The 18,331-nt window shown below is 63.8% G+C and carries 17 protein-coding genes; 8 read left to right on the top strand and 9 right to left on the bottom strand.

Annotated elements, in window-relative coordinates; translation table 11 throughout:
* Window positions 1-12 precede the first annotated feature (12 nt).
* Together tssB and B0G83_RS22825 are read right to left on the bottom strand one after the other, a co-directional pair.
* Entirely contained in the window at window positions 13-540 is a 528-nt protein-coding gene (gene tssB, locus B0G83_RS22830) for a type VI secretion system contractile sheath small subunit (RefSeq protein WP_105509670.1), read from the bottom strand.
* A 35-nt stretch (window positions 541-575) separates the two neighbouring features.
* Window positions 576-1,256, bottom strand: coding sequence for a M48 family metallopeptidase (locus tag B0G83_RS22825; RefSeq protein ID WP_181157030.1), 681 nt, complete (start codon window positions 1,254-1,256; stop codon window positions 576-578).
* A gap of 371 nt (window positions 1,257-1,627) precedes the next feature.
* On the opposite strand from B0G83_RS22825, the gene tssJ reads away from it, so the two are divergent.
* From tssJ to icmH, 3 genes are all read left to right on the top strand, one after another.
* Window positions 1,628-2,254, top strand: a complete 627-nt coding sequence (gene tssJ, locus B0G83_RS22820; protein ID WP_105509787.1) for a type VI secretion system lipoprotein TssJ — start codon at window positions 1,628-1,630, stop codon at window positions 2,252-2,254.
* A 108-nt stretch (window positions 2,255-2,362) separates the two neighbouring features.
* Entirely contained in the window at window positions 2,363-3,709 is a 1,347-nt protein-coding gene (tssK, locus tag B0G83_RS22815) for a type VI secretion system baseplate subunit TssK (protein WP_105509668.1), read from the top strand.
* Complete coding sequence (gene icmH, locus B0G83_RS22810; RefSeq protein WP_105509667.1) at window positions 3,706-4,485, top strand: type IVB secretion system protein IcmH/DotU; 780 nt, start codon at window positions 3,706-3,708, stop codon at window positions 4,483-4,485. The genes tssK and icmH overlap by 4 nt, the downstream gene beginning before the upstream one ends.
* Window positions 4,486-4,632: 147 nt before the next feature.
* On the opposite strand, the gene zwf is transcribed toward icmH, so the two are convergent.
* The 4 genes from zwf to B0G83_RS22790 all read right to left on the bottom strand — a co-directional run bounded on the left by zwf (window position 4,633) and on the right by B0G83_RS22790 (window position 8,966).
* Window positions 4,633-6,114 (bottom strand): glucose-6-phosphate dehydrogenase, encoded by a 1,482-nt coding sequence (gene zwf / locus B0G83_RS22805; RefSeq protein ID WP_105509666.1) that lies wholly within the window; start codon window positions 6,112-6,114, stop codon window positions 4,633-4,635.
* Window positions 6,115-6,361: 247 nt separating this feature from the next.
* The gene (gene lhpI / locus B0G83_RS22800) at window positions 6,362-7,312 is read right to left on the bottom strand and encodes a bifunctional Delta(1)-pyrroline-2-carboxylate/Delta(1)-piperideine-2-carboxylate reductase (protein WP_105509665.1); all 951 of its coding nucleotides are present in this window, start codon (window positions 7,310-7,312) and stop codon (window positions 6,362-6,364) included.
* Window positions 7,313-7,450: 138 nt separating this feature from the next.
* Window positions 7,451-8,557 carry a TrkA family potassium uptake protein gene (locus tag B0G83_RS22795; RefSeq protein WP_105509664.1) on the bottom strand — a complete coding sequence of 369 codons (1,107 nt, stop codon included), beginning with the start codon at window positions 8,555-8,557 and terminating at the stop codon, window positions 7,451-7,453.
* 106 nt (window positions 8,558-8,663) lie between these two features.
* On the bottom strand, window positions 8,664-8,966 hold the full coding sequence (locus B0G83_RS22790; protein ID WP_181157028.1) for a hypothetical protein: 303 nt from the start codon (window positions 8,964-8,966) through the stop codon (window positions 8,664-8,666).
* A 254-nt stretch (window positions 8,967-9,220) separates the two neighbouring features.
* Between B0G83_RS22790 and B0G83_RS22785 the strand changes: the two genes are divergently transcribed.
* The 3 genes from B0G83_RS22785 (at window position 9,221) to B0G83_RS22775 (ending at window position 12,092) form a co-directional block, all read left to right on the top strand.
* The gene (locus B0G83_RS22785; RefSeq protein WP_105509663.1) at window positions 9,221-9,475 is read left to right on the top strand and encodes a helix-turn-helix transcriptional regulator; all 255 of its coding nucleotides are present in this window, start codon (window positions 9,221-9,223) and stop codon (window positions 9,473-9,475) included.
* Window positions 9,476-9,477: 2 nt separating this feature from the next.
* Window positions 9,478-10,818 (top strand): type II toxin-antitoxin system HipA family toxin, encoded by a 1,341-nt coding sequence (locus tag B0G83_RS22780; protein ID WP_105509662.1) that lies wholly within the window; start codon window positions 9,478-9,480, stop codon window positions 10,816-10,818.
* A 419-nt stretch (window positions 10,819-11,237) separates the two neighbouring features.
* The gene (locus B0G83_RS22775) at window positions 11,238-12,092 is read left to right on the top strand and encodes a helix-turn-helix domain-containing protein (protein ID WP_105509661.1); all 855 of its coding nucleotides are present in this window, start codon (window positions 11,238-11,240) and stop codon (window positions 12,090-12,092) included.
* Between the two features lie 80 nt (window positions 12,093-12,172).
* Here B0G83_RS22775 and B0G83_RS22770 read toward each other — a convergent pair whose 3' ends face one another.
* Window positions 12,173-14,035: an ATP-binding protein gene (locus tag B0G83_RS22770; protein ID WP_105509660.1), complete on the bottom strand. Its 1,863-nt coding sequence runs from the start codon at window positions 14,033-14,035 to the stop codon at window positions 12,173-12,175.
* Complete coding sequence (locus B0G83_RS22765) at window positions 14,005-14,589, bottom strand: molybdopterin-dependent oxidoreductase (RefSeq protein ID WP_374954933.1); 585 nt, start codon at window positions 14,587-14,589, stop codon at window positions 14,005-14,007. Before B0G83_RS22765 ends, B0G83_RS22770 begins: the two co-directional genes overlap by 31 nt.
* Before the next feature lie 290 nt (window positions 14,590-14,879).
* On the opposite strand from B0G83_RS22765, the gene B0G83_RS22760 reads away from it, so the two are divergent.
* Window positions 14,880-15,827 (top strand): phosphoribosyltransferase, encoded by a 948-nt coding sequence (locus B0G83_RS22760; protein WP_105509659.1) that lies wholly within the window; start codon window positions 14,880-14,882, stop codon window positions 15,825-15,827.
* A gap of 1 nt (window position 15,828) precedes the next feature.
* On the opposite strand, the gene B0G83_RS22755 is transcribed toward B0G83_RS22760, so the two are convergent.
* Window positions 15,829-17,505, bottom strand: coding sequence for an ATP-binding domain-containing protein (locus B0G83_RS22755; protein WP_105509658.1), 1,677 nt, complete (start codon window positions 17,503-17,505; stop codon window positions 15,829-15,831).
* Window positions 17,506-17,678: 173 nt separating this feature from the next.
* On the opposite strand from B0G83_RS22755, the gene B0G83_RS22750 reads away from it, so the two are divergent.
* On the top strand, window positions 17,679-18,305 hold the full coding sequence (locus B0G83_RS22750) for a glutathione S-transferase family protein (protein ID WP_105509657.1): 627 nt from the start codon (window positions 17,679-17,681) through the stop codon (window positions 18,303-18,305).
* Window positions 18,306-18,331 lie beyond the last annotated feature (26 nt).

Here is an 18,331-nt window from a genome sequence, read left to right as displayed (position 1 = left end):
CCCCGTACGTACTTATTCGCCCTGCTTGTCGTGGTCTGCCGCGTCGCCCTGGTCTTTCGCGAGGGTCTGCAACTGCTGCGTGTTGTTGAGCACTTCGCTCAGCAGATCTTCGAGCTTGTCGTTGCCGGCCAGCTTGTTGCGCAGATCGGCCAGCTTCGAACGCGCCTCGAGCAGGCGGCGCAGCGGCTCGATCTGCGAGACCACTTCGTCCGGATTGAAGTCGGCCATCGACTTGAAACGCAGGTCGACCGCGAACTTGCCGCCCGCTTCGCTCAGGCGGTTTTCAACCTGAAACGCGGCGCGCGGCTCGATCGCCTTCATCACGTCGTCGAAATTATCGCGGTCGATGTTGACGAACTTGCGGTCGCGCAGCTTCGGCTGCTCGACTTCCGACTGCCCGGCCAGATCGGCAACCACGCCGACGACGAACGGTAGTTCCTTGATTTCGATCGCATCGCCGCGTTCGACCTCATAGGTCAATTGAACGCGCGGCGGCCGCACTTTTTGCAAGCGTTTCTGAATGCTCTCTTTCTTCGCCATCGTCGGCTCCCGGATGCGAATGGATCAGGCTACGTTCAACGCAACGCGCTGAACGGGTCGGACGCGCCGCCGCTTTGCGCGGCTTTGGCGGGTGCTGCCGGCGCCGCCGGAGCGGCAGGCGCCGCCGGCGTGGCGGCCGGAGCCGCGGCGCTGTTGTTCGCTTCCGCCGCGTCCGCCGGCTTGCCCTTCGGCACGTGGCGAACGTATTTCTTCTTTTTCACCACCGGCTTGTCGCTCGGATCGGGCGGAAACAGCGTGGCTTCGCCGAGCGTGTCGCGCAACTGTTTGGCGAGCGCCTGGGCGTCGGACTTCGCGTCGCCCGCGAGCGAGGCGTCCTGACGCAATTCGCCGAGCGATTGCGTAGCGACGCGCAGGCCGGCCACCGCCAGCACGCTCTTCGCCTGCCGGTCGGTCTGGTCGCGTTGCAACGCTTCCTGCGCGGCGACGATCGCCTGGCCGTAGTGGCCTTGCGTGAACTGGATCTGCGCAATGCGCGACCACGGTTCTTCACGCGTCGGATCGGTTTTGGACAGTTGCTGATATAGCGAGATGGCGCGATCCTGATCGCCGCCCTTTGCGACCGTATCGGCGTCCGCGAGTTGCTTATTAAAAGCCTCGGGTGTGGTCGCCACGTTGTTGCCCTGTGTCGCGCAACCGGCCATCACGCCGCATGCCAACACAACCCCAGATAGTTTTACTAACAGACGCTCATTCATCGTTTTTCACCGACGTGCGAATTTTTTAATTCAAGGAGAAACCGGAGTTTTGCTTTGCTTCAAGTGCGCGGGTATAGTACAGGCCAATTTTCGATAATTCAACTTTCGTGTGAAGAAGCATTGCACAAAAAAAATGCATGCGGTTCATTTAAACGAAACATGCAGAAATTGTTTCCTGGTGCAATAGCGTTATTGTCGAAAGCGGAAAAAATTTCCACTACGTGGCGGCACGTAAGCCACCAACCGGCAACACATGCGGTTTGCATATTTTGCATAAAGCGGCAATGCGTGGAATTGCGTTGTTGCAAATAGCCGGATTGATTTCGTTATTGACGTATTGACGGGGGGCGGCGCCAAGCCGGTCGATGTATATGAATTCGCGTTTTGTTCGCCATGCATCGTTATTGATTGCGAGCGCTGCCGTCTGCGCGCTTCTGGGCGGCTGTGCGGCCGCCGTGCCGGCGCTGGGCGCGGCCGCCAACGCGGTGTTGCAGGCCAGCGGCCTCGGCAAGCCGGAGCTGCCGGACGCGCAGAAGCCGCCGCGCAATGTCGGCCTGACCTTATACGCCGCGCCGAATCTGAATGCCGCGACCGACAACCGGCCATTGGCGCTGGTCGTGCGGCTTTACGTGCTGAAAGACCCTACCTCATTCCAGCAGGCGCCATTTGACGCATTTACCGATCCGGGTAAGGAAAAGACGACACTCGGTGGAGATTTGCTGGGCGTGCGTGAAGTGACGCTGATCCCCGGACAGCGCTACACCGTTACCGAAAAAGTCTCGCGCGAAGCGCAGGCATTCGGTATCGTCGCTCTATTCCGCGACCCGGCCATGCAGCGCTGGAAATTCGCCTTCGACCCGGCGAAGTCGGAGAAATCCGGCATAATGATCGGCCTGCATAACTGCGCAATGACCGTGACCAATGGCACCGTGATCCCACCGGAACAGGGATTGCCCGCGCAGCCGCTGAATATGCTTTCTTCGGTGAGTTGCGGTTAAAGATGCCATGCAAATACGATTTAACAGTTTTTAGACAATTAACAATGCGGCGCTCGAATCGGTAATGTCCGGGCACGCCACACGCTGAACGCATATAACAGGTTTGAGATGAGTTATTCCGCAAAAGTGCTCTGGGGGGAAGGCCTGTTTCTGAGGCCTCAGCATTTTCAGCGTCAGGACGCCTATCACGAGGCGCGCCTGTTCGAATCGATCCAGGCGATCCAGCCGTACAACTGGGGCGTGCGTTCGGCACGCTTCGACCGCGACGCGCTCGGCAGCAACGTGTTGCGCCTGAGCGAACTGTCGCTGGTGTTTCCGGACGGCGCGCTCTACTCGGCGCCGCAAGCCGACGAACTGCCGCCGCCCATTGCGCTGGACACACTGCCCGACGGCATCAACGAATTCACGTTTTATCTCGCGCTGCATCCGCTGCGCGAAACCGGTGCGAACTACTCGCAAGACCGCAATGCGGGCTTCGTGTCGCGTTACGTGAGCGAGCAGACGCCGGTGGCCGACCATTTCACCGACGCGGCCGAAGCCGACATCACCTTCCTGAAGACCAGCGTCAAACTCATTGCGCATAGCGAGCCGCGCGACCAGTTGCTGTCGGTGCCGCTGGTGCGCGTGCGCCGCACGGCCACCTCGGGCTTCGAATTCGACGACAGTTTCGTGCCGCCCTGCCTCGCGATCGACGCGTCGCCGGTGCTGCATCAACGGCTGCGTCAGCTGATCGACGCGTTGCAGGCCAAGGTCAACGCGCTGTACGGCTTTCACCGCGAGCCGACCAAGAACATCATCGAATTCCGTTCCGGCGACATCGCGTCGTTCTGGCTGCTGCATACGGCGAGCGCGGCGTTCGCGTCGCTCGCGCATCTGTACCAGCATTCGGCGCTGCATCCGGAGCGGCTGTTCCAGGAATTGCTGCGCCTCGCCGGTCAGTTGATGACGTTTTCGAAGGGTTATGCGCTGTCCGATCTGCCCGCCTACCGGCATGACGATCCGGGCCCGTCGTTCGCGCGTCTCGACACGATCCTGCGCGATCTGCTCGAAACCGTGATCTCCACGCGCTACTTCGCGATCGCGCTCGAAGAAGTGCGCCCGTCGTTCCATGCGGGCCGTCTCGACTCGGGCAAGATCGACGACAAGACCCAGTTCTACATCGCCGTGTCGGCGGACATGCCGACCGCCGAACTCGTCGAAGCCGTGCCCGCGCGCTTCAAGGTCGGCGCGCCGGACGACGTCGACAAGCTGGTGCTCTCGGCCATGCCGGGCGTGCGGCTCGTCTACACGCCGCAGGTGCCGCCCGCTATCCCGGTGCGGCCGGGCGCGTGCTACTTCTCCTGCGAATCGCGCGGCGCGCTGTATGACCGCATGTTGCAGGCCCAATCGGCAATGATTTACGCGCCGTCGGGCATCAACGATCTTCAACTCGAACTGATCGCCGTCACATCATGAGCTACGCGCCTTCCCTGTTTGGCGGCAGCACGCCTGCCGCAACGCCCGCCCCCGCCAGCGAGCCGAGCTATCAGGTTCGTTCGCTGCTCGATCTGCTGTACGACGGCTTCTTCATGCTGTTCCTGCTCAAGAACGGCCGCGAGCCGGGCGACGCGCATGAGTTCAGTCAGCGCATCCAGCAGTTTCTCGGCGACTTCGAGCGCGGCGCGAAGAAATTGAACGCGTCGGCGGAAGACGTCTATGCGTCGAAGTTTGCGTTCTGCGCGGCGATCGACGAATCGGTGCTGTCGTCCACCTTCAAGATCCGCACGGAATGGGAACGCCGGCCGCTGCAACTCACGTTGTTCGGCGAACAGCTGGCGGGCGAGAAGTTCTTCCACTATCTGGAGGAATGCCGCGCGCAAGGCGCACCGCGTCTGCAGTCGCTCGAAGTGTTTCACATGTGCCTGCTGCTCGGTTTTCAGGGCAAGTATCTGCTCGAAGGGCCCGAGAAGCTCGCGTATCTGACCGCCCGCATCGGCGACGAAATCGCGCATATGAAAGGCAAACGCGCGCCGTTCGCGCCGCATTGGCCGCTGCCCGACCAGGTCGCGCACCGGCTCAAGCGCGAGGTGCCGCTGTGGTCGATCGGCGCGGTATTCGCGCTGGTGGGATTGCTGGCTTATCTCGGGTTGAATACGTACTTGCGCGATCAAACCTTGCGTTCGCTCGCGCCGTATTCGCAAGTGGTCAAGCTCGGCCCGCAATCGGCTACGTTGACGATTTCGCTGCCTTAAGCGTTACGTCGTAGGCGTTGTCGTTGCGCAAGGCAAGGCAGCGTCGACCACGCCGCGCTACCGGCAATCAAATCCCGGCAATAAAAAATGGCCCGCATTCACCATGCGGGCCATTTTTCCATGTGCTGCGTGAAACCGCAAAACCGCTTACTGCGACTCTTCCGCCCACACGCCATTTTCGCGCGCCATCAGCGCCGTCGATGCCGACGGTCCGAACGTGCCCGCCGTATAAGAGCGCGGCTTCTCGCCCGACTTGCCCCAGCCTTCCAGAATCGGCTCGGCCCAGGCCCACGCGGCTTCCAGTTCGTCGCGGCGCATGAAGTGCGTGAGGCGGCCGCGAATCACGTCGATCAGCAAACGCTCATACGCTTCCGCGCGGCGCTCCGTGAAGGCCTGCTGCAAATCCAGATTCAGATTTACCGGCAGCATGTGCATGCCGCTGCCCGGCTCTTTCGCGAGTACCTGCAACTGGATCGATTCTTCCGGCTGCAACTGGATCACGAGTTTGTTGCCATAGTTGCGCCCGCCGCTCGGAAAGATCGAGAACGGCAACTCGGAAAACTCGATGACGATCTCCGACACCTTCTTCTGCATCCGTTTGCCGGTGCGCAGGAAGAACGGTACGTGAGCCCAGCGCCAGTTGTTGATATGCGCGCGCAACGCGACGAAGGTTTCGGCGCGGCTGCCGGCCGGCACGTTGTCTTCCTCGAGATAGCCCTTCACCGCCTCGCCATCCACGGCGCCCGCGGTGTATTGGCCGCGCACGGTGTCGCGGGCGATATCTTCGACGGTCATGGGACGCAGCGAGCGCAGCACCTTGAGTTTTTCGTCGCGGACCGCGTCCGGATCGAGCGAAACCGGCGGTTCCATGGCGACGATGCACAGCAGTTGCAGCAGGTGGTTCTGCACCATGTCGCGCAGCGCGCCGGTCTTGTCATAGAAGCCCGCGCGCGTGCCGACGCCGACCGTCTCGGCCACCGTGATCTGCACGCTCTTGATGTACGGTGCTTGCCACAGCGGCCCGAAAATCGGATTGCCGAAGCGTAGCACCATCAGGTTCTGCACCGTTTCCTTGCCGAGATAGTGGTCGATCCGGTAAATCTGCGCTTCGTTGAAATGCTTGCCGACTGCCGTGTTGATTTCCTGCGCGGACGCCAGATCGTGGCCCAGCGGCTTTTCGAGCACGACGCGCGAATTGCCGTCGATCAGCCCCGCCGTCGCCAGGTTGTCGCAGATGTTCGTGAACAGATCCGGCGAGGTCGCGAGATAGAACACGCGGCGCACCCCGTCACGCGAGCTTTCTTTCAGTCGCTGATAGTCGTCGGCCGAGTCGACGTCCATGCGCACGTACTCGAACAGCGCGAGGAATTTGTCCCAGGCGGCGGCGTCGAAAGCCTTCTTTTCGATGAACGGCTTGGCCTTCAACTCCATGAATTCGTTGATGTACTCCTCGCGCGACCAAGGCTTGCGGCCGATCGTGAGGATGCGCGTTTCCGGCGGTAGATTGCAGTGCAGATGCGCCATATAGAGCGCGGGCAGCAGCTTGCGGAACGACAGGTCGCCGGTGCCGCCGAAGATGATCATGTCGAGCGGCAAGTCAGGAGTGGCAGTAGCGTGGTGGGTCGTCATAGCGCGGTCGCAGCGTCGAGAGGGATGAGGCGTCGGTCAAGGGGCAGAAAAAAGCCTGAGGCGAAGTGCGAGCGCCGGCGGACCGGCACTTTTTTCTGGCAAACGCCTATGGTGCAACGTTTTGAGATTGTTTGCACGGCAACATCTGCCCCAGCTTGGCGCAATATGCCAACCTCGAACGTTAAAGGCCTGTTTTTCAGGCCTTTTTCGCGTTTTCAGGAATTTTCGCCTGCGCGTTTTTGTGTTTTTAAACGCCGGACAACACCTCGCGCGCCACGCGGCAAGCCGCCAGATCCCACGCCGCGCAGCCGACCGTTTTGAAAACAACCGGTTTTTCCACGCGCATTGACGCCGACTCGTCCACTTCCGAAGCGATTCCGCGCACCGTCGCCCAATCCACGCCGGCCTGGATGAAATCGCCGGCTTCGTGCTTCGCACCGGCCGGATCGTCAACGTAGAGCGCGCTGCCCGCCAGCGTGCTCGCGCCGATCTCGACCATGGCCGGCGTAAAAGCGCCGACGCCGATCACCAGCCGGCCGGCGCGCGCAGGTTCGTTGTAGACCGCCTGCTTGCTGGTGGTCAGCGCGATCACGACGTCGATCGAAACGGGAATCGGTGCGTCGTCGGCCGTCGATAACGGTTGCAGTTCGCGGATCTTGCCGTCCGTCGTCTCGCCATGCGCGGCGCAAAACGCCGCCGCACGCGCCGGCGCGCTGCCCTTCACCCAGACGCGCGCGTCGGGATACAGCTGGCCGATCGCCTCCAGATGGTTGAGTGCCTGCGTGCCGGTGCCGATCAGCAGGAATTCGCGCGGCGTGCTCGCGGCGAACGTCTCGACGCCCAGCATCGACATTGCCGCCGTGCGACGTCCGGTCACCGTCGGGCCGTCGAGAATAAAACGTGTTTCGCCGGTATCGGCGTCGAACGCCATCACCTGGCCGTGGATCGTGGGCAACGCGCGCGCGCGGTTGCTGGCGCACACGTTGACCAGTTTATGAATCGCGAGATCGGGCGCGGTGGCCGGCATCGACAGCATGATGCCGCCTTCGTTGAGCGGCACGACGAGCCGTTCGGGGCTCGCGATTCGCTGGCTCGCGTAGTCGAGGCTCGCGCGCCTCAAGGCGTCGACGAGGCTGGCGTAGGGAATCAGTTGCGCGGTGGCGGTGGCGTCGAAAATCTGCGTGGTCGGGCGGGTCATGAGCGGGGGGTCCAATCCTTGCGAAAGTTTGAATCTGAATTCAGCGCAACAGAAAACCGTCAATCGGTGCAGCGGGTTCAGCAAGCTCTCCAGTGTGCCCGGCCATAAACCTGCGTGCCGCGCGACCGCTCCGTCCGGTTAGCAGGCGGCGGGCGCTTCGCCCGGATGACGCGCCGACTGGATCACCATCAGCAGATCGCCGGCCTCGATCGGACACGGCTCGTCTTCGTAGAACGACAGCACGCGGCCGGCACGCACCAGGCCGACCACGACCGCGCCCGGCAGCGCGTTGCTCCAGCGGCCGACTTCCTGGGTGGTCGCCTCCCGCTCCAGCAGATTGACGCGGCCGCGCGCCGACAGCAGGTCGTTGATGAACGGCACGATGTAGTCGCTGTCCACCGCGTCGGCCAGCAGCAGGCCGCCAATCTTGGTCGACGATACGATCACGTCCGCGCCGGCCTGGCGCAGTTGGCGCTGATAGGTCTGCTCCTGGATACGCGCGACGATCTTCGTTTGCGGCGCGATGCTGCGTACGGTCAGCGTGAGCAGGATCGCGATGGCGTCGTCCGCGACGGCGATGATGACCGCCTTGGCGAGCCGCACCTGCGCCTGCTGCAATAGATCCTCGCGCGACGGGTCGCCGAGCAGCCCCGCCACGCCTAGTGCCGTGGCCGCTTCGAGCGCCGCCTGCTGCGGGTCGATCACGACGATCGATTCGGCGGCGAAACCGCTTTCGAGCAACTCGCGCACCGCGACCGAACCGCTCAACCCATAGCCGCAGATCACGACATGGTCGTTCAGCTGTTTTTGCAGGCGTTTCATACGGAATTCCTCGATGACGCGTTGAATGACAAACTGATAGGCGGTGCCGAGAAACACGAACCAGATGACGATGCGGATCGGCACGATAAAAAACGCGTCGATGAGGCGTGCGCGAGCGGTCACCGGCACGATATCGCCATAGCCGACGGTCGCGACGGTGACCATCGTGAAGTACATCAGATCGACGATGCCGAGCACCTTGCGGTTGGCGTCGCGCAGGCCGTCGCGGTCGAGATAGAGCACGGCGAAGGCCAGCGCGCACAAACCGGCGACGAGACAGATACGTTGTAGCAATACGCGTTGCGGCGACGCGGCGGGTCGCGTGAACAGCGTGCGGGCGCGCGGCGCCTGCCAGGGCGTGCGAGCACGGCGAGACAGGCGAAAACGCGGCTGACGTGGCGGCGGGTTCGGCTGGGCGGGCACGCGGTGGCTCCAGGAATCGAGAACGAACGATTCTACGATGAGCCGCCGCGCGGTGGGGACGGATCGCGGGTGCGCGGCGCAGGCGTGGCGCCGCAGCGCCGCTGCGTCACTGCGTGGGGTTTTTCGCGTCGCTCTTCTTGCCGCCCTTGAACATGGCGCGGCAGGCCGGGCTGAGTTCGTCGACGTGCTGCTTCATGCAGGCGGTGATCTTGTCTTCGTTGGGAATCTCGGCGGCGCAGAAATGCATCGCATCGCCGCGACAGGCTTTGCTCTGTTCGTCTCGACTGGCGGCGTTCGCCGGCCCGGCGAGGGCGGCCGCGGCGGCGAAAAGGCCGGCGGCGCAGAGAGCGTGGAGCCGCAGGGCGTTGATTCGGGTGGCATCGATTCGCGGAGTGTGGGTTTGTTTCATGTGGGATCCGTATCGCAAGGGTCGGTGAAACGCTCCCAGCAGAAAACGGGCCTAATCATGACGATGACGCATGGCCGGCCGTCGGTAGCCGTCCGTCCGGATCGGCGTAGTGCCACGTGCGACTTTTATTCGCCAGACAGATATTTGGCTTTTATTCGTTACACAGATATTTGGCCAATATTCGTCTCACGCATATTTGACAAATATTCGTGAGACGCATAAATTCCATTTATTCGTCTCACAGATAATTTGCCATGCTCCACTTCATCGCCAAACCGGACCAGATGGCCTTACTGCTTGCCGCCAGCCGGCGTCAAGCCGGCCTTACGCAGGCCGAAGCGGCGGCACGCGTCGGCATCAGCCAGAGCCGCCTCTCGGCGCTGGAAACCGACGCGGCCGCGCTTACGCTCGAACAATTGCTGGCGCTCTGCGGCGTCTATGGCCTGCAATTGCAGCTCAGCGACAAAACTCCGCCGGCGTTCGAGCCGGCGCCGCTGATCGAGTGGTAAGCATGGGCCGCCGAACCTACTCACGCGCGTTGTCCGTGTGGGCCAATGGCGAGCGGGTCGGCGTCTGGCGCCTGCCCACGCGCGGCCCAATGGAGTTCGAGTACGACCCGGCGTGGGTCGCCTCGCCCTCCGGCCGCCCGCTGTCGTTGTCGCTGCTGTTCCTGCCTGGCAATCTGCCGCTCAGAGGCCCGCGCGTCCTCAACTATTTCGACAACCTGTTGCCCGACAGCGAGGCGATCAGAAAGCGCATCGCCCAGCGCTATCGAACCGACACGCTAGATGCCTTCGACCTGCTGCAAGCCATCGGCCGCGATTGCGTGGGCGCCGTCCAGTTGCTCGCCGAAGACGACACGCCCGCCGGCGTCGACCGGATCGAGGGCACGCCGTTGTCGGACGCCGAGATCGAGGCCATGCTGGCGCGCACGGTAGCCAACCCGGCACCCGGCGCCGCAGACGAAACCGACGACTTCCGCATTTCGCTCGCCGGCGCGCAGGAGAAAACCGCCCTGCTCTGGCACGACGGCAAATGGCAGCGCCCGCATGGCGCCACGCCCACCACGCATATTTTCAAGCTGCCGCTCGGACTGGTCGGCAACAAGCTTGCCGATCTCAGCACCTCGGTGGAAAACGAGTGGCTCTGTCTGCGGATTTTGCGCGCATACGGACTGCCGGTCGCGAACACGGAAATCATGACGTTCGGCAAGCAGCGGGTGCTGAGCGTCGAACGCTTCGACCGGCAACCGCATTCGAGCGGACAGTGGCTGCTGCGCCTGCCGCAGGAGGACTTTTGCCAGGTCTACGGCTTGCCGTCGCATCGCAAATACGAAAACGACGGCGGCCCGGGCGTGCTCGACCTCGCGCGGATCCTGCAGCAATCGGTCACGCCTTCGCAGGATGTCGAAACGCTGCTCGCCAGCCAGATTCTGTTCTGGATGCTGGCCGCGCCGGACGGCCACGCCAAGAACTTCAGCATTCGCCTGCTGCCAGGCGGCCAGTACCGGCTCACGCCGCTCTACGACGTCATGTCGATCTGGCCGGTGGAAGGCAGCGGCCCGAACCAGTGGTCTTGGTACAAGGCCAGGCTCGCCATGGCCATGTGGTCGCGCAACAAACACGACGCGTTTCGCGACGTGCAGCGGCGTCACTTCAACACCATGGCGCTGAAATGCTCGTACGGCGCCGACGCCGAACCGCTGATCCAGCGCCTGATCGCACAGACGCCGGAGGTGATCGAGCGGGTCGCGGCCGAATTGCCCGAGCGCTTTCCCGCCAAGGTTGCCGAGCGGATTTTCAAAGGCCTGAAAAGCTCGGCGGCCAAGCTCGAGAAAATGCCGGCGACATAAACGTATGGAAATCTGCCCGTGCGGCGAAAATTGGCATAAATTGGCCGGAAGTGGCATGCGTGCCCCATGCCGGCGAACCGGCGCGACCGCGCGAATTTTGCCCGGTTGATCCCGTTCGGATCACGGCAATCCCGCGCCAAGGAAGCTATCCGAGTTATTTCTCTACGGATGCGGAACGGTTTAATCGGTAAAATGAACTTGATTCAAATTGCATAAAATGGCCGCTGTACCGATCCGTTTCGACGCACGCGCAGACGGACTTTCCGGCGGCCACACAAAAACACGGACCGCGAAACTTTTTACGGTACATTTGCTGTCCCTCGGGTGGACGGGGTCATGCACACTGAATGTGCACGGCCGCTTTGCACCCGTCGGGCCGCACTCCACCGCACCCTTCAAGACGGGGATTCTCACGCAGCATGGCCAACGAAACACACTCACCTGACTCCATCGCAGTCGCCGAGCGCGTGCGCGAGTTGATGAGCCGTCACGGAATCGGCAAACGCCAGCAAACCACGGAGCTGTGCCGGATTCTCGATCTGAGTTTTTCCCAGGGGCACCGCAAACTGCGCGGCAACAGTCCGTGGACTTTGTCGCAGATCAAGAAGGTCGCCGAGGTGTACGGCGAACCGGCCGCGCAACTGTTCGGCGCGCAATCGCTCGATCCGGGCATGGTCGGCGCGATCGCCCAGGAAGCCATTTTCAGCATCGGTGCGATCGAACTGGCGTGCACCGCCTGGGTGGGCGCCGCGCTCGAAGCGGGCAGCCGTCCGGAATTCGTCGCTTACTCGCGGCTCGGTCAATGGCGCGTGGCGCGGCACGACGGCACGCTCTATCAAAGCGCGTACGAAGTCCACAAGATCGAGATCTATCCGCGCCGCGCCGAGACCGACAAACCGGCCATTGCGGTGGTCGACGACGATCGGGCCAGCGCCGACAACCTGCGCGACTATCTGGAACGCAGCGGCTTCACGGCGATCGCGTTCTACGGACTCGCGGCCTTCACCGAGCAACTGCAAACCCAGGTGTTCGACGGCGTGGTGATCGACTGGCTGTTCGGCTCGCAGACTTCGGCGGCGGCGATTCGCGCGGTGCGCGCGTCGGAAAACCCGGACGCGCCGATCTTCGTGCTGACCGGCGAACTGCTGACCGGCAAGGCCAGCGAGTCGGAGATCAGCCAGGTGATCCGCAATTACGACGTCGCGTGCTACGAAAAGCCCGCGCGCATGGCGATTCTGGTCGCTGACCTGTCCAAGCGGCTCAACCGCCCGTAGCGCCGAACGCGCCGCCTGCCGGCTGAAGGTGCGTGCTCAGGTTGATGCCCACCTCCACTTCGCGCGCCGGCAGCGCCGCTTCAAATCGCATGCCGCGACGCCAACGCACGCTGCAGCGCGTTGCGCAGATCTTCGTAATGTACCGGCTTTAATAACGCTTCGAAGAACGGCTGCGCGCCGGCTTCGCCCTCCGCCCCTGTTCCCGCTTCGCCCCTGGCTGCCGGCTCCGGCGCATACGCACTGACCACGATCACCGGCACGCCCGACGACGGTCCGGGCCTCCCCGCGAAGTCCGCCAGAAACGTGTAGCCGTCGCGCTCCGGCATATGCAGATCGAGCAGCACCACGTCGCAGCGGCGGGCGTCGAGCCATGCGAGCGCGGCGTCGGCGTTACCGACCGCGTGCGCGTCGAACTCCATATGCGCGACCATTTCGCTGAGCGACTCGCGAATCAGCCGGTTGTCGTCGACGATCAGCACGCAGGGGCGCGCGCCGCCCGGTTCGCTGTGCGGCGGCGTGCCGGGCGGCTCGGCGGCGTCGACCGCCGTGACCGGAATCGTCACGGTGAAGGTGGTGCCCTCGCCGACCGTGCTCGCCACGTCGACGGTGCCGCCGAATAGTTTCACCAGCCCCTGCACGATGGTCAGCCCCATGCCCGCCCCTTCGAAGCGGCGCGTGCGCGAGCCGTCCAGTTGCGTGAACTCCTGAAAGATCAGTGGAATCTGCGCATGCGGCACACCCGGCCCGGTATCGCTGACGACGAAAATCAGCACCGCCGGCCGCCGCTTCAATTGCACGCGCACGGTGCCGCTCTCCGTATAGCGGATCGCGTTGGTGACGAGGTTGTTGACGATCTGGCGAATGCGGTGCGGATCGGAATCGACCAGACCGCTCATGCCGCTCACTTCGCTTTCCAGCCGCAGACCGCGCGCCTCGGCCGACATGGCATGCTCGTCGATGATCGACGCCAGCAGTTCGCGCGGTTCGAAATGCTCATGCCGCAATTCGAGCTTGCCGGCGCCGAGACGCGCGTAGTCGGTGAGGTCTTTCATCTGCGCTTCGAGGTGCCGTCCCGCGGTTTCGAGCCGCTGGATCACCTTGCGGTCGGCCTCGGAGTGATAGTTGAAGCCCAGCAGTTCGATCGAGGAAACGATCGCATGCAAGGGCGTGCGCAGTTCGTGGCTGATCATGCCGAGGAATGCGTCCTTGGCGAGACTCGCCTCGCGCGCCGCGCGGCTCGCCTGGTGCTCCGCGTCGAGCGCCGCGTGCTGCTGAAGCATCAGACGCGTACGGCGCCGGCCGTTGAGCACCAGCAACAGCGTCGCGGCCGCCGACAGCAACAGCAGCACCAGCCCGCCCGCGAACAGCATGCGGCGTTTGTCGATGAAATCGCGGTTCATCGCTTCGCGATCGGCGACGTCGGCGAAGCGGCGGCTCAGCGCGAGATCGTTGACCTCGTTCCAGTGCTCGCGCAATTCGGCGACGATCTGATTGGCTTGCGTGCGGTCCGTCTGCAACGCCTCGACTTCCGGTTGGAAATCGGCGAGCACCTGATCGAGCGAGCGGATTTCGTCGAGCTGGCGTTGCAGCAGCGTCAGTTGCGTGGTCAGCCGGCGCGTCGAACCGGCCGTCACGTGCAGCTTCGATTGCAGCAGCTGATAGCGCAGCACCAGCCGCTGATAGTCGTCGTCGACACCCGATTGATACAGCAGCAACTGATTCTCGAAACGCGCATAGGCGATTTGCAGTTGCGCGGCGTCCCAATAGAAGCCGTCGTACGTGCCGGTCAATTGCTCGGTGGTGCGCGGGTTCAGCAGGTTCGCATACAGCAGATAGCCGATCGCGCCGGCCGGCGCCGCGAGCGCGGTCAGCCAGATCAACACGTAAAGAACACGGCGCCACGGACGGCGCACTATTCGACGATGAGTGCCTTGATCTGCCATACGAATTTCGAATCGCCCGAGGCGCCCGTGAGTTCATCGGGAAACGCATCGCGCGGATAGATGAGAAACAGCGGCCCGAAGTCGCTGATCTTCAGCCGCCGGCCGTTCATGCTGTACGCCACGACCACGCCGTAACGATCGCAGTCGGACACCGGCACGCTGTAGGTGTAGTCGTCGAGCGTATGGATCTCGACTTCGCTGCCGGTTGCGCCGACCGTCTTCAGAATATCCGCCAGCAACGGTCCCGTGAAGGTGGAGCGCGGCGTCCACGTGGTGGCGGTCGTGATCGAGTGGGTCGGCAGCGCGAGCAGTTGCGCTTCCGTGAAGTGATACACGCGGTGCGCAGCATCGGTAGTCTTGCCGATCTTGCCCGTCACGTCGAGCGTTAAAGGCACCGATGGCACGGCTGGCGCCGACGCCGGTTGCGCGTGCGCGCCTGCCGCGGCCAGCGCGAACATCAGGCCGGTCGCCCAGCACGCGCCGATGCGCGCGCCGCTCTGCGTGATTCCATGGACGGCCGTTCTGCCCTGCGCCGTTGCGATCGCCTTGGTCATCTGTTTTTCTATTCCGTTATCTGTTTTCTTGCGGGCGGTGCTCTGCGGCGCCGCGCCGGTTCAGTTCATGGTCGAGAACCGGTCGCCCCTCTACCCGGTCGTGACGGCGCCCTCGCGACACGCCCCGCCGGTAACGCACGTCACCCCGACGCGCGATCTTTGAACCGCATGCATAATATCGCCAAAATTCTCTGTCTCAAAAACGGGGCCCCGCCGCTCGCTAGCGCCGGACGCCGCACCGCCTCGCAGACGCTCGTCCCATATGCGCTTGACAGCGCCCCCAAAGAGTCATGAACAAGCCGGTTTTGCCCTTGACGTACGAACAGCTCGATCACTGGATCGAGTCGTTGCAACCCGCCTTGCTGGCGCAGCGTTTCACGCTCGCGATCGGTATTCTGCGCGGCGGTGCGCCGCTTGCGTTGATGGTGTCGCACGCGGTCGGCACGCCGGTGGCGTTTTTGCGCTATGACCGGCAGTCGCGCACGGTGGCATGGGACTCGACGCTGCCGATCCCGCCCGCGGGTTCGAGTGTGCTGTTATGCGAGGACATTGCGGGACGCGGTTTCACGCTGACGGACTGCATCGCGTTTCTGCAACAGCATGGTCTCGACGTCAGGACGCTAACCGGCGCGGTGGACGACCTGAGCCGCACCCAACCCGACTACGCGATCGACGCGCGCGGCTACTTCGCGCAGTTTCCGTGGGAACGCCAGGCGTACACCGAGCGGTATCGCGACGACTGGGCGCGCGTCGAAACCGGCGCCGCGCCTGCCATGGCGGAAGATCACGAATACGCCACGTACGCGATCGACCTCGACGGCATTCTGCTGCCCGACGTGCCGCTCGCGCGCTACGACGAGGACCTGGCCGCCGCGCTTGCCGAACGCGATGCGCTGCTGCCGTTCGAGGTCCTGCCGGATCTCGATCTGCGGCGCGTTCGCACGATCATCACCGGGCGGCCGGAACCGGACCGCGTGCGCACCGAGGCGTGGTTGACACGTCATGGGTTCGGGCATCTGCAACTGGTCATGCGCACGCCCGGCACGCACGACGAAAGCCCCGCCGGCGCGGCCGCTCACAAGGCGGCCGCCGCGTTGCGCGGCGGCGTCACGCACTTTGTCGAAAGCGATCCGGCGCAGGCTTTGTTGATCGCGCAACAAGCGCCGTTGCTGCGCGTGATCTGGTGGGACGCGCGGACGCAAACCGGCATGCTGGTCGGTGCGCGCGCGTGGGCCTGAGCTAGCTCTCTCGCGCTTCCTTGCCGTCGCGCAAACGCAGATGCCGCGCGGCCCGCTGCGACGCGACCACGATCAGCTTCATCGTCGCGCGGGTTGCGCCGACAAACAGCTTGCGCGCGATCCGCTCGTCGAAGGTGTCGAAGTCGACCTCGGTGAAAATCACGCACGGCGCCGCCTGCCCCTTGAAGCGATAGATCGACTCGAACAGCACGTCGCCTTCGCGGTATTCGGGGTTGCCGAACAGATCGTATTTGCCGGTAAAACTGCGCAGCCGGTGCGGGCCGAGTTGGTCCAGTGCGGTCATCGCCGACCCTTCGCGACCGCGAAACGACAGCACCACGATGTCCTGTTTGCGAAAGCCGAGCGACAGCGCCTGCGTGATCGCGCGCTTGGTGGCGTCGATGCTGCCTTCGGCGGCGTTCGCTTCGTCGTACACCGACAGCGAAATCTCGGAGCCGTCGAACGGACTGCCCGACGCGAGCGCCGCCGCGACCGGCACCGAGCCGCCGACCACGTCGCGCACATAGTCGAGAATGTCGCGCGGACTGCGATAGTTGGTGGTTTCCTTCAGCGTGGTCCAGCCGGGTAGCGCTACGGGTTCGCGCATGTACAGATTCTGCAGCGGATCCTCGAGCCACCACCACGCGGCGCCGGGACGCAGCAGGCGTTCGAGCGCGGCCACCCACGGTTGCTGGAAGTCCTGGCCTTCGTCGACGATCAGCACGTCGAATTGCCAGCGCGCGTCGATCGGCGTGCCGGCGAACGTCGTTTCGAGCTGATTGAACACGTCGCCGGCCTGGAAGTCCGGTTCGCGACCGGCGTCGCGTGCAATCCAGTCGCACAACTGGTGATAGTTCGCCACCTTCGCCTCGGGCGGCGCGACCCGCACGATGTGGTCCGCCAGCGGCCGGTTGAAACACACGTACAACGGACGCCGACCCCGCGCCACCGCGTCTTTCATGACCTGCACCGCGAGTTGCGTCTTGCCGGAGCCGGCCGTGCCGGTCACGCGCAGGCGAAACGGTGTGAATTCGAGCCGCCGCGCCCAGGTGGCGAGACCGCCCGCGAGGCGCGTGACGAGCGTGCCCGCCTGGCCGACCAGCGCGCTGGTGTCGGGCGAGAGCGCGAGTTCGTCGGCGAGAAAATGATGGATCTTCGGCGCGCAGGCGAGACGCGCTTCGTCGACCGGCAAGGCTTCGCGGATCACCGCCGCGAGCCGGTCCTTGCGCGTCGCGTCGACGATACGTGCGGGGTTCACGCCGGCAATCGACGCGTCTTTGACGACATGATCCGGGCAGTACAGCAGTTCCTCGACGAAATAGGTGCCCGCGCCGAACGCCGCGGTCAGACGCCGGTGCAATCCCTCGACGGTGTGCGCAAGCGCGATCGCCACATTGCGCTCGGTCTGCAGATGCACCTTGACGAGCCCTTTCGAGGTCTCGCGCAGAAAGCCCGTTTTCTGTTCGACGATCATCACGCGCCCGGCCGGGCTGACGATCACGAAGTCGGCCTCGCCGAACACCGAGAAGTTCTGGTTCAGGCGCGTCCAGTGCACGCCGTGATAGACGGTGTAGTCGTCGGACAGCGCCGTTTCCAGCAACGCGAGGGTTTCGCGTTCGCGGGCCGCCGCGCCGGTGGCGGCGAGGCTCTTCCAGTCGTCGGGGACAATGCGGGCCATCCGGTGCCTCGTCGTAGTCGGGAGCGGCCATTGTACGCAACGCGTGGGGATTGCCGAACGCCGGCGGCCGCGCTCCGCAAAGGCGCGCGCATCGTGTATCGTTACCGGCTGAACGCCGCGCAGCCGGCGCGGCTTGCCAACTTTGCCAACTTGCCAAGAAAAGGATTGACCGGATGATTACGATCTGGGGACGCACCAACTCGGTTAACGTCCAGAAGGTGTTGTGGTGCTGCGATGAACTGGTGCTGCCGTACGAGCGCATCGACGCGGGTCTGCAATTCGGCCGCAACAACGAGCCCGACTATCTCGCGATGAACCCGACCGGCAAGATTCCGACGCTGGTCGACGACGACTTCGTGCTGTGGGAATCGAACGCGATCCTGCGTTACCTGGTGCTGCAATACGGCGAAGCGAGTCTGCTGTATCCGGCCGAGCCGAGAGTGCGCGCGAGTGTGGACCGTTGGCTGGACTGGTCGCTGTCCACGCTGCAACCCGCCGAGCGTCCTGTGTTCTGGGCGCTCGTACGCACACCGGCGGACGCGCGCGACAACGCCAAACTCGCCACCGATTTCACGGCGGTCACCGCGCTGTGGCGCATGCTGGACAGCCATCTGCAGGCGCGCTTTTTCCTCGAAGGCGAGAAGTTCACGCTGGCCGACATCGTGATCGGCGCATACGCGAAACGCTGGTTCGGGCTCGACGGCGTGGAGCGCCCACCGCTGCCGAATCTGGAGCGCTGGTATTCGCGTCTTGCCACGCGCACGGGGTTCAAGAAGTACATCGATTTCCCGCTGACCTGAACCGCGGGGCGTCGACTGACAACGAG

Origin of the sequence: Paraburkholderia sp. BL21I4N1, assembly GCF_002973525.1 — a bacterium.
In the GTDB taxonomy this organism is placed as follows: Bacteria; Pseudomonadota; Gammaproteobacteria; order Burkholderiales; family Burkholderiaceae; genus Paraburkholderia.
The sequence above is the reverse complement of the archived record's forward strand: the minus strand, read 5'-3'. Positions and strand labels throughout refer to the sequence as shown.

Bases quoted from the DNA above. Each gene is read 5' to 3' on its own strand.
- tssB (WP_105509670.1), bottom strand. From the start codon at position 540: ATGGCGAAGAAAGAGAGCATTCAGAAACGCTTGCAAAAAGTGCGGCCG.
- B0G83_RS22825 (WP_181157030.1), bottom strand. From the start codon at position 1,256: ATGAATGAGCGTCTGTTAGTAAAACTATCTGGGGTTGTGTTGGCATGC.
- tssJ (WP_105509787.1), top strand. From the start codon at position 1,628: ATGAATTCGCGTTTTGTTCGCCATGCATCGTTATTGATTGCGAGCGCT.
- tssK (WP_105509668.1), top strand. From the start codon at position 2,363: ATGAGTTATTCCGCAAAAGTGCTCTGGGGGGAAGGCCTGTTTCTGAGG.
- icmH (WP_105509667.1), top strand. From the start codon at position 3,706: ATGAGCTACGCGCCTTCCCTGTTTGGCGGCAGCACGCCTGCCGCAACG.
- zwf (WP_105509666.1), bottom strand. From the start codon at position 6,114: ATGACGACCCACCACGCTACTGCCACTCCTGACTTGCCGCTCGACATG.
- lhpI (WP_105509665.1), bottom strand. From the start codon at position 7,312: ATGACCCGCCCGACCACGCAGATTTTCGACGCCACCGCCACCGCGCAA.
- B0G83_RS22790 (WP_181157028.1), bottom strand. From the start codon at position 8,966: ATGAAACAAACCCACACTCCGCGAATCGATGCCACCCGAATCAACGCC.
- B0G83_RS22785 (WP_105509663.1), top strand. From the start codon at position 9,221: ATGCTCCACTTCATCGCCAAACCGGACCAGATGGCCTTACTGCTTGCC.
- B0G83_RS22780 (WP_105509662.1), top strand. From the start codon at position 9,478: ATGGGCCGCCGAACCTACTCACGCGCGTTGTCCGTGTGGGCCAATGGC.
- B0G83_RS22775 (WP_105509661.1), top strand. From the start codon at position 11,238: ATGGCCAACGAAACACACTCACCTGACTCCATCGCAGTCGCCGAGCGC.
- B0G83_RS22770 (WP_105509660.1), bottom strand. From the start codon at position 14,035: ATGGCAGATCAAGGCACTCATCGTCGAATAGTGCGCCGTCCGTGGCGC.
- B0G83_RS22765 (WP_374954933.1), bottom strand. From the start codon at position 14,589: ATGACCAAGGCGATCGCAACGGCGCAGGGCAGAACGGCCGTCCATGGA.
- B0G83_RS22760 (WP_105509659.1), top strand. From the start codon at position 14,880: ATGAACAAGCCGGTTTTGCCCTTGACGTACGAACAGCTCGATCACTGG.
- B0G83_RS22755 (WP_105509658.1), bottom strand. From the start codon at position 17,505: ATGGCCCGCATTGTCCCCGACGACTGGAAGAGCCTCGCCGCCACCGGC.
- B0G83_RS22750 (WP_105509657.1), top strand. From the start codon at position 17,679: ATGATTACGATCTGGGGACGCACCAACTCGGTTAACGTCCAGAAGGTG.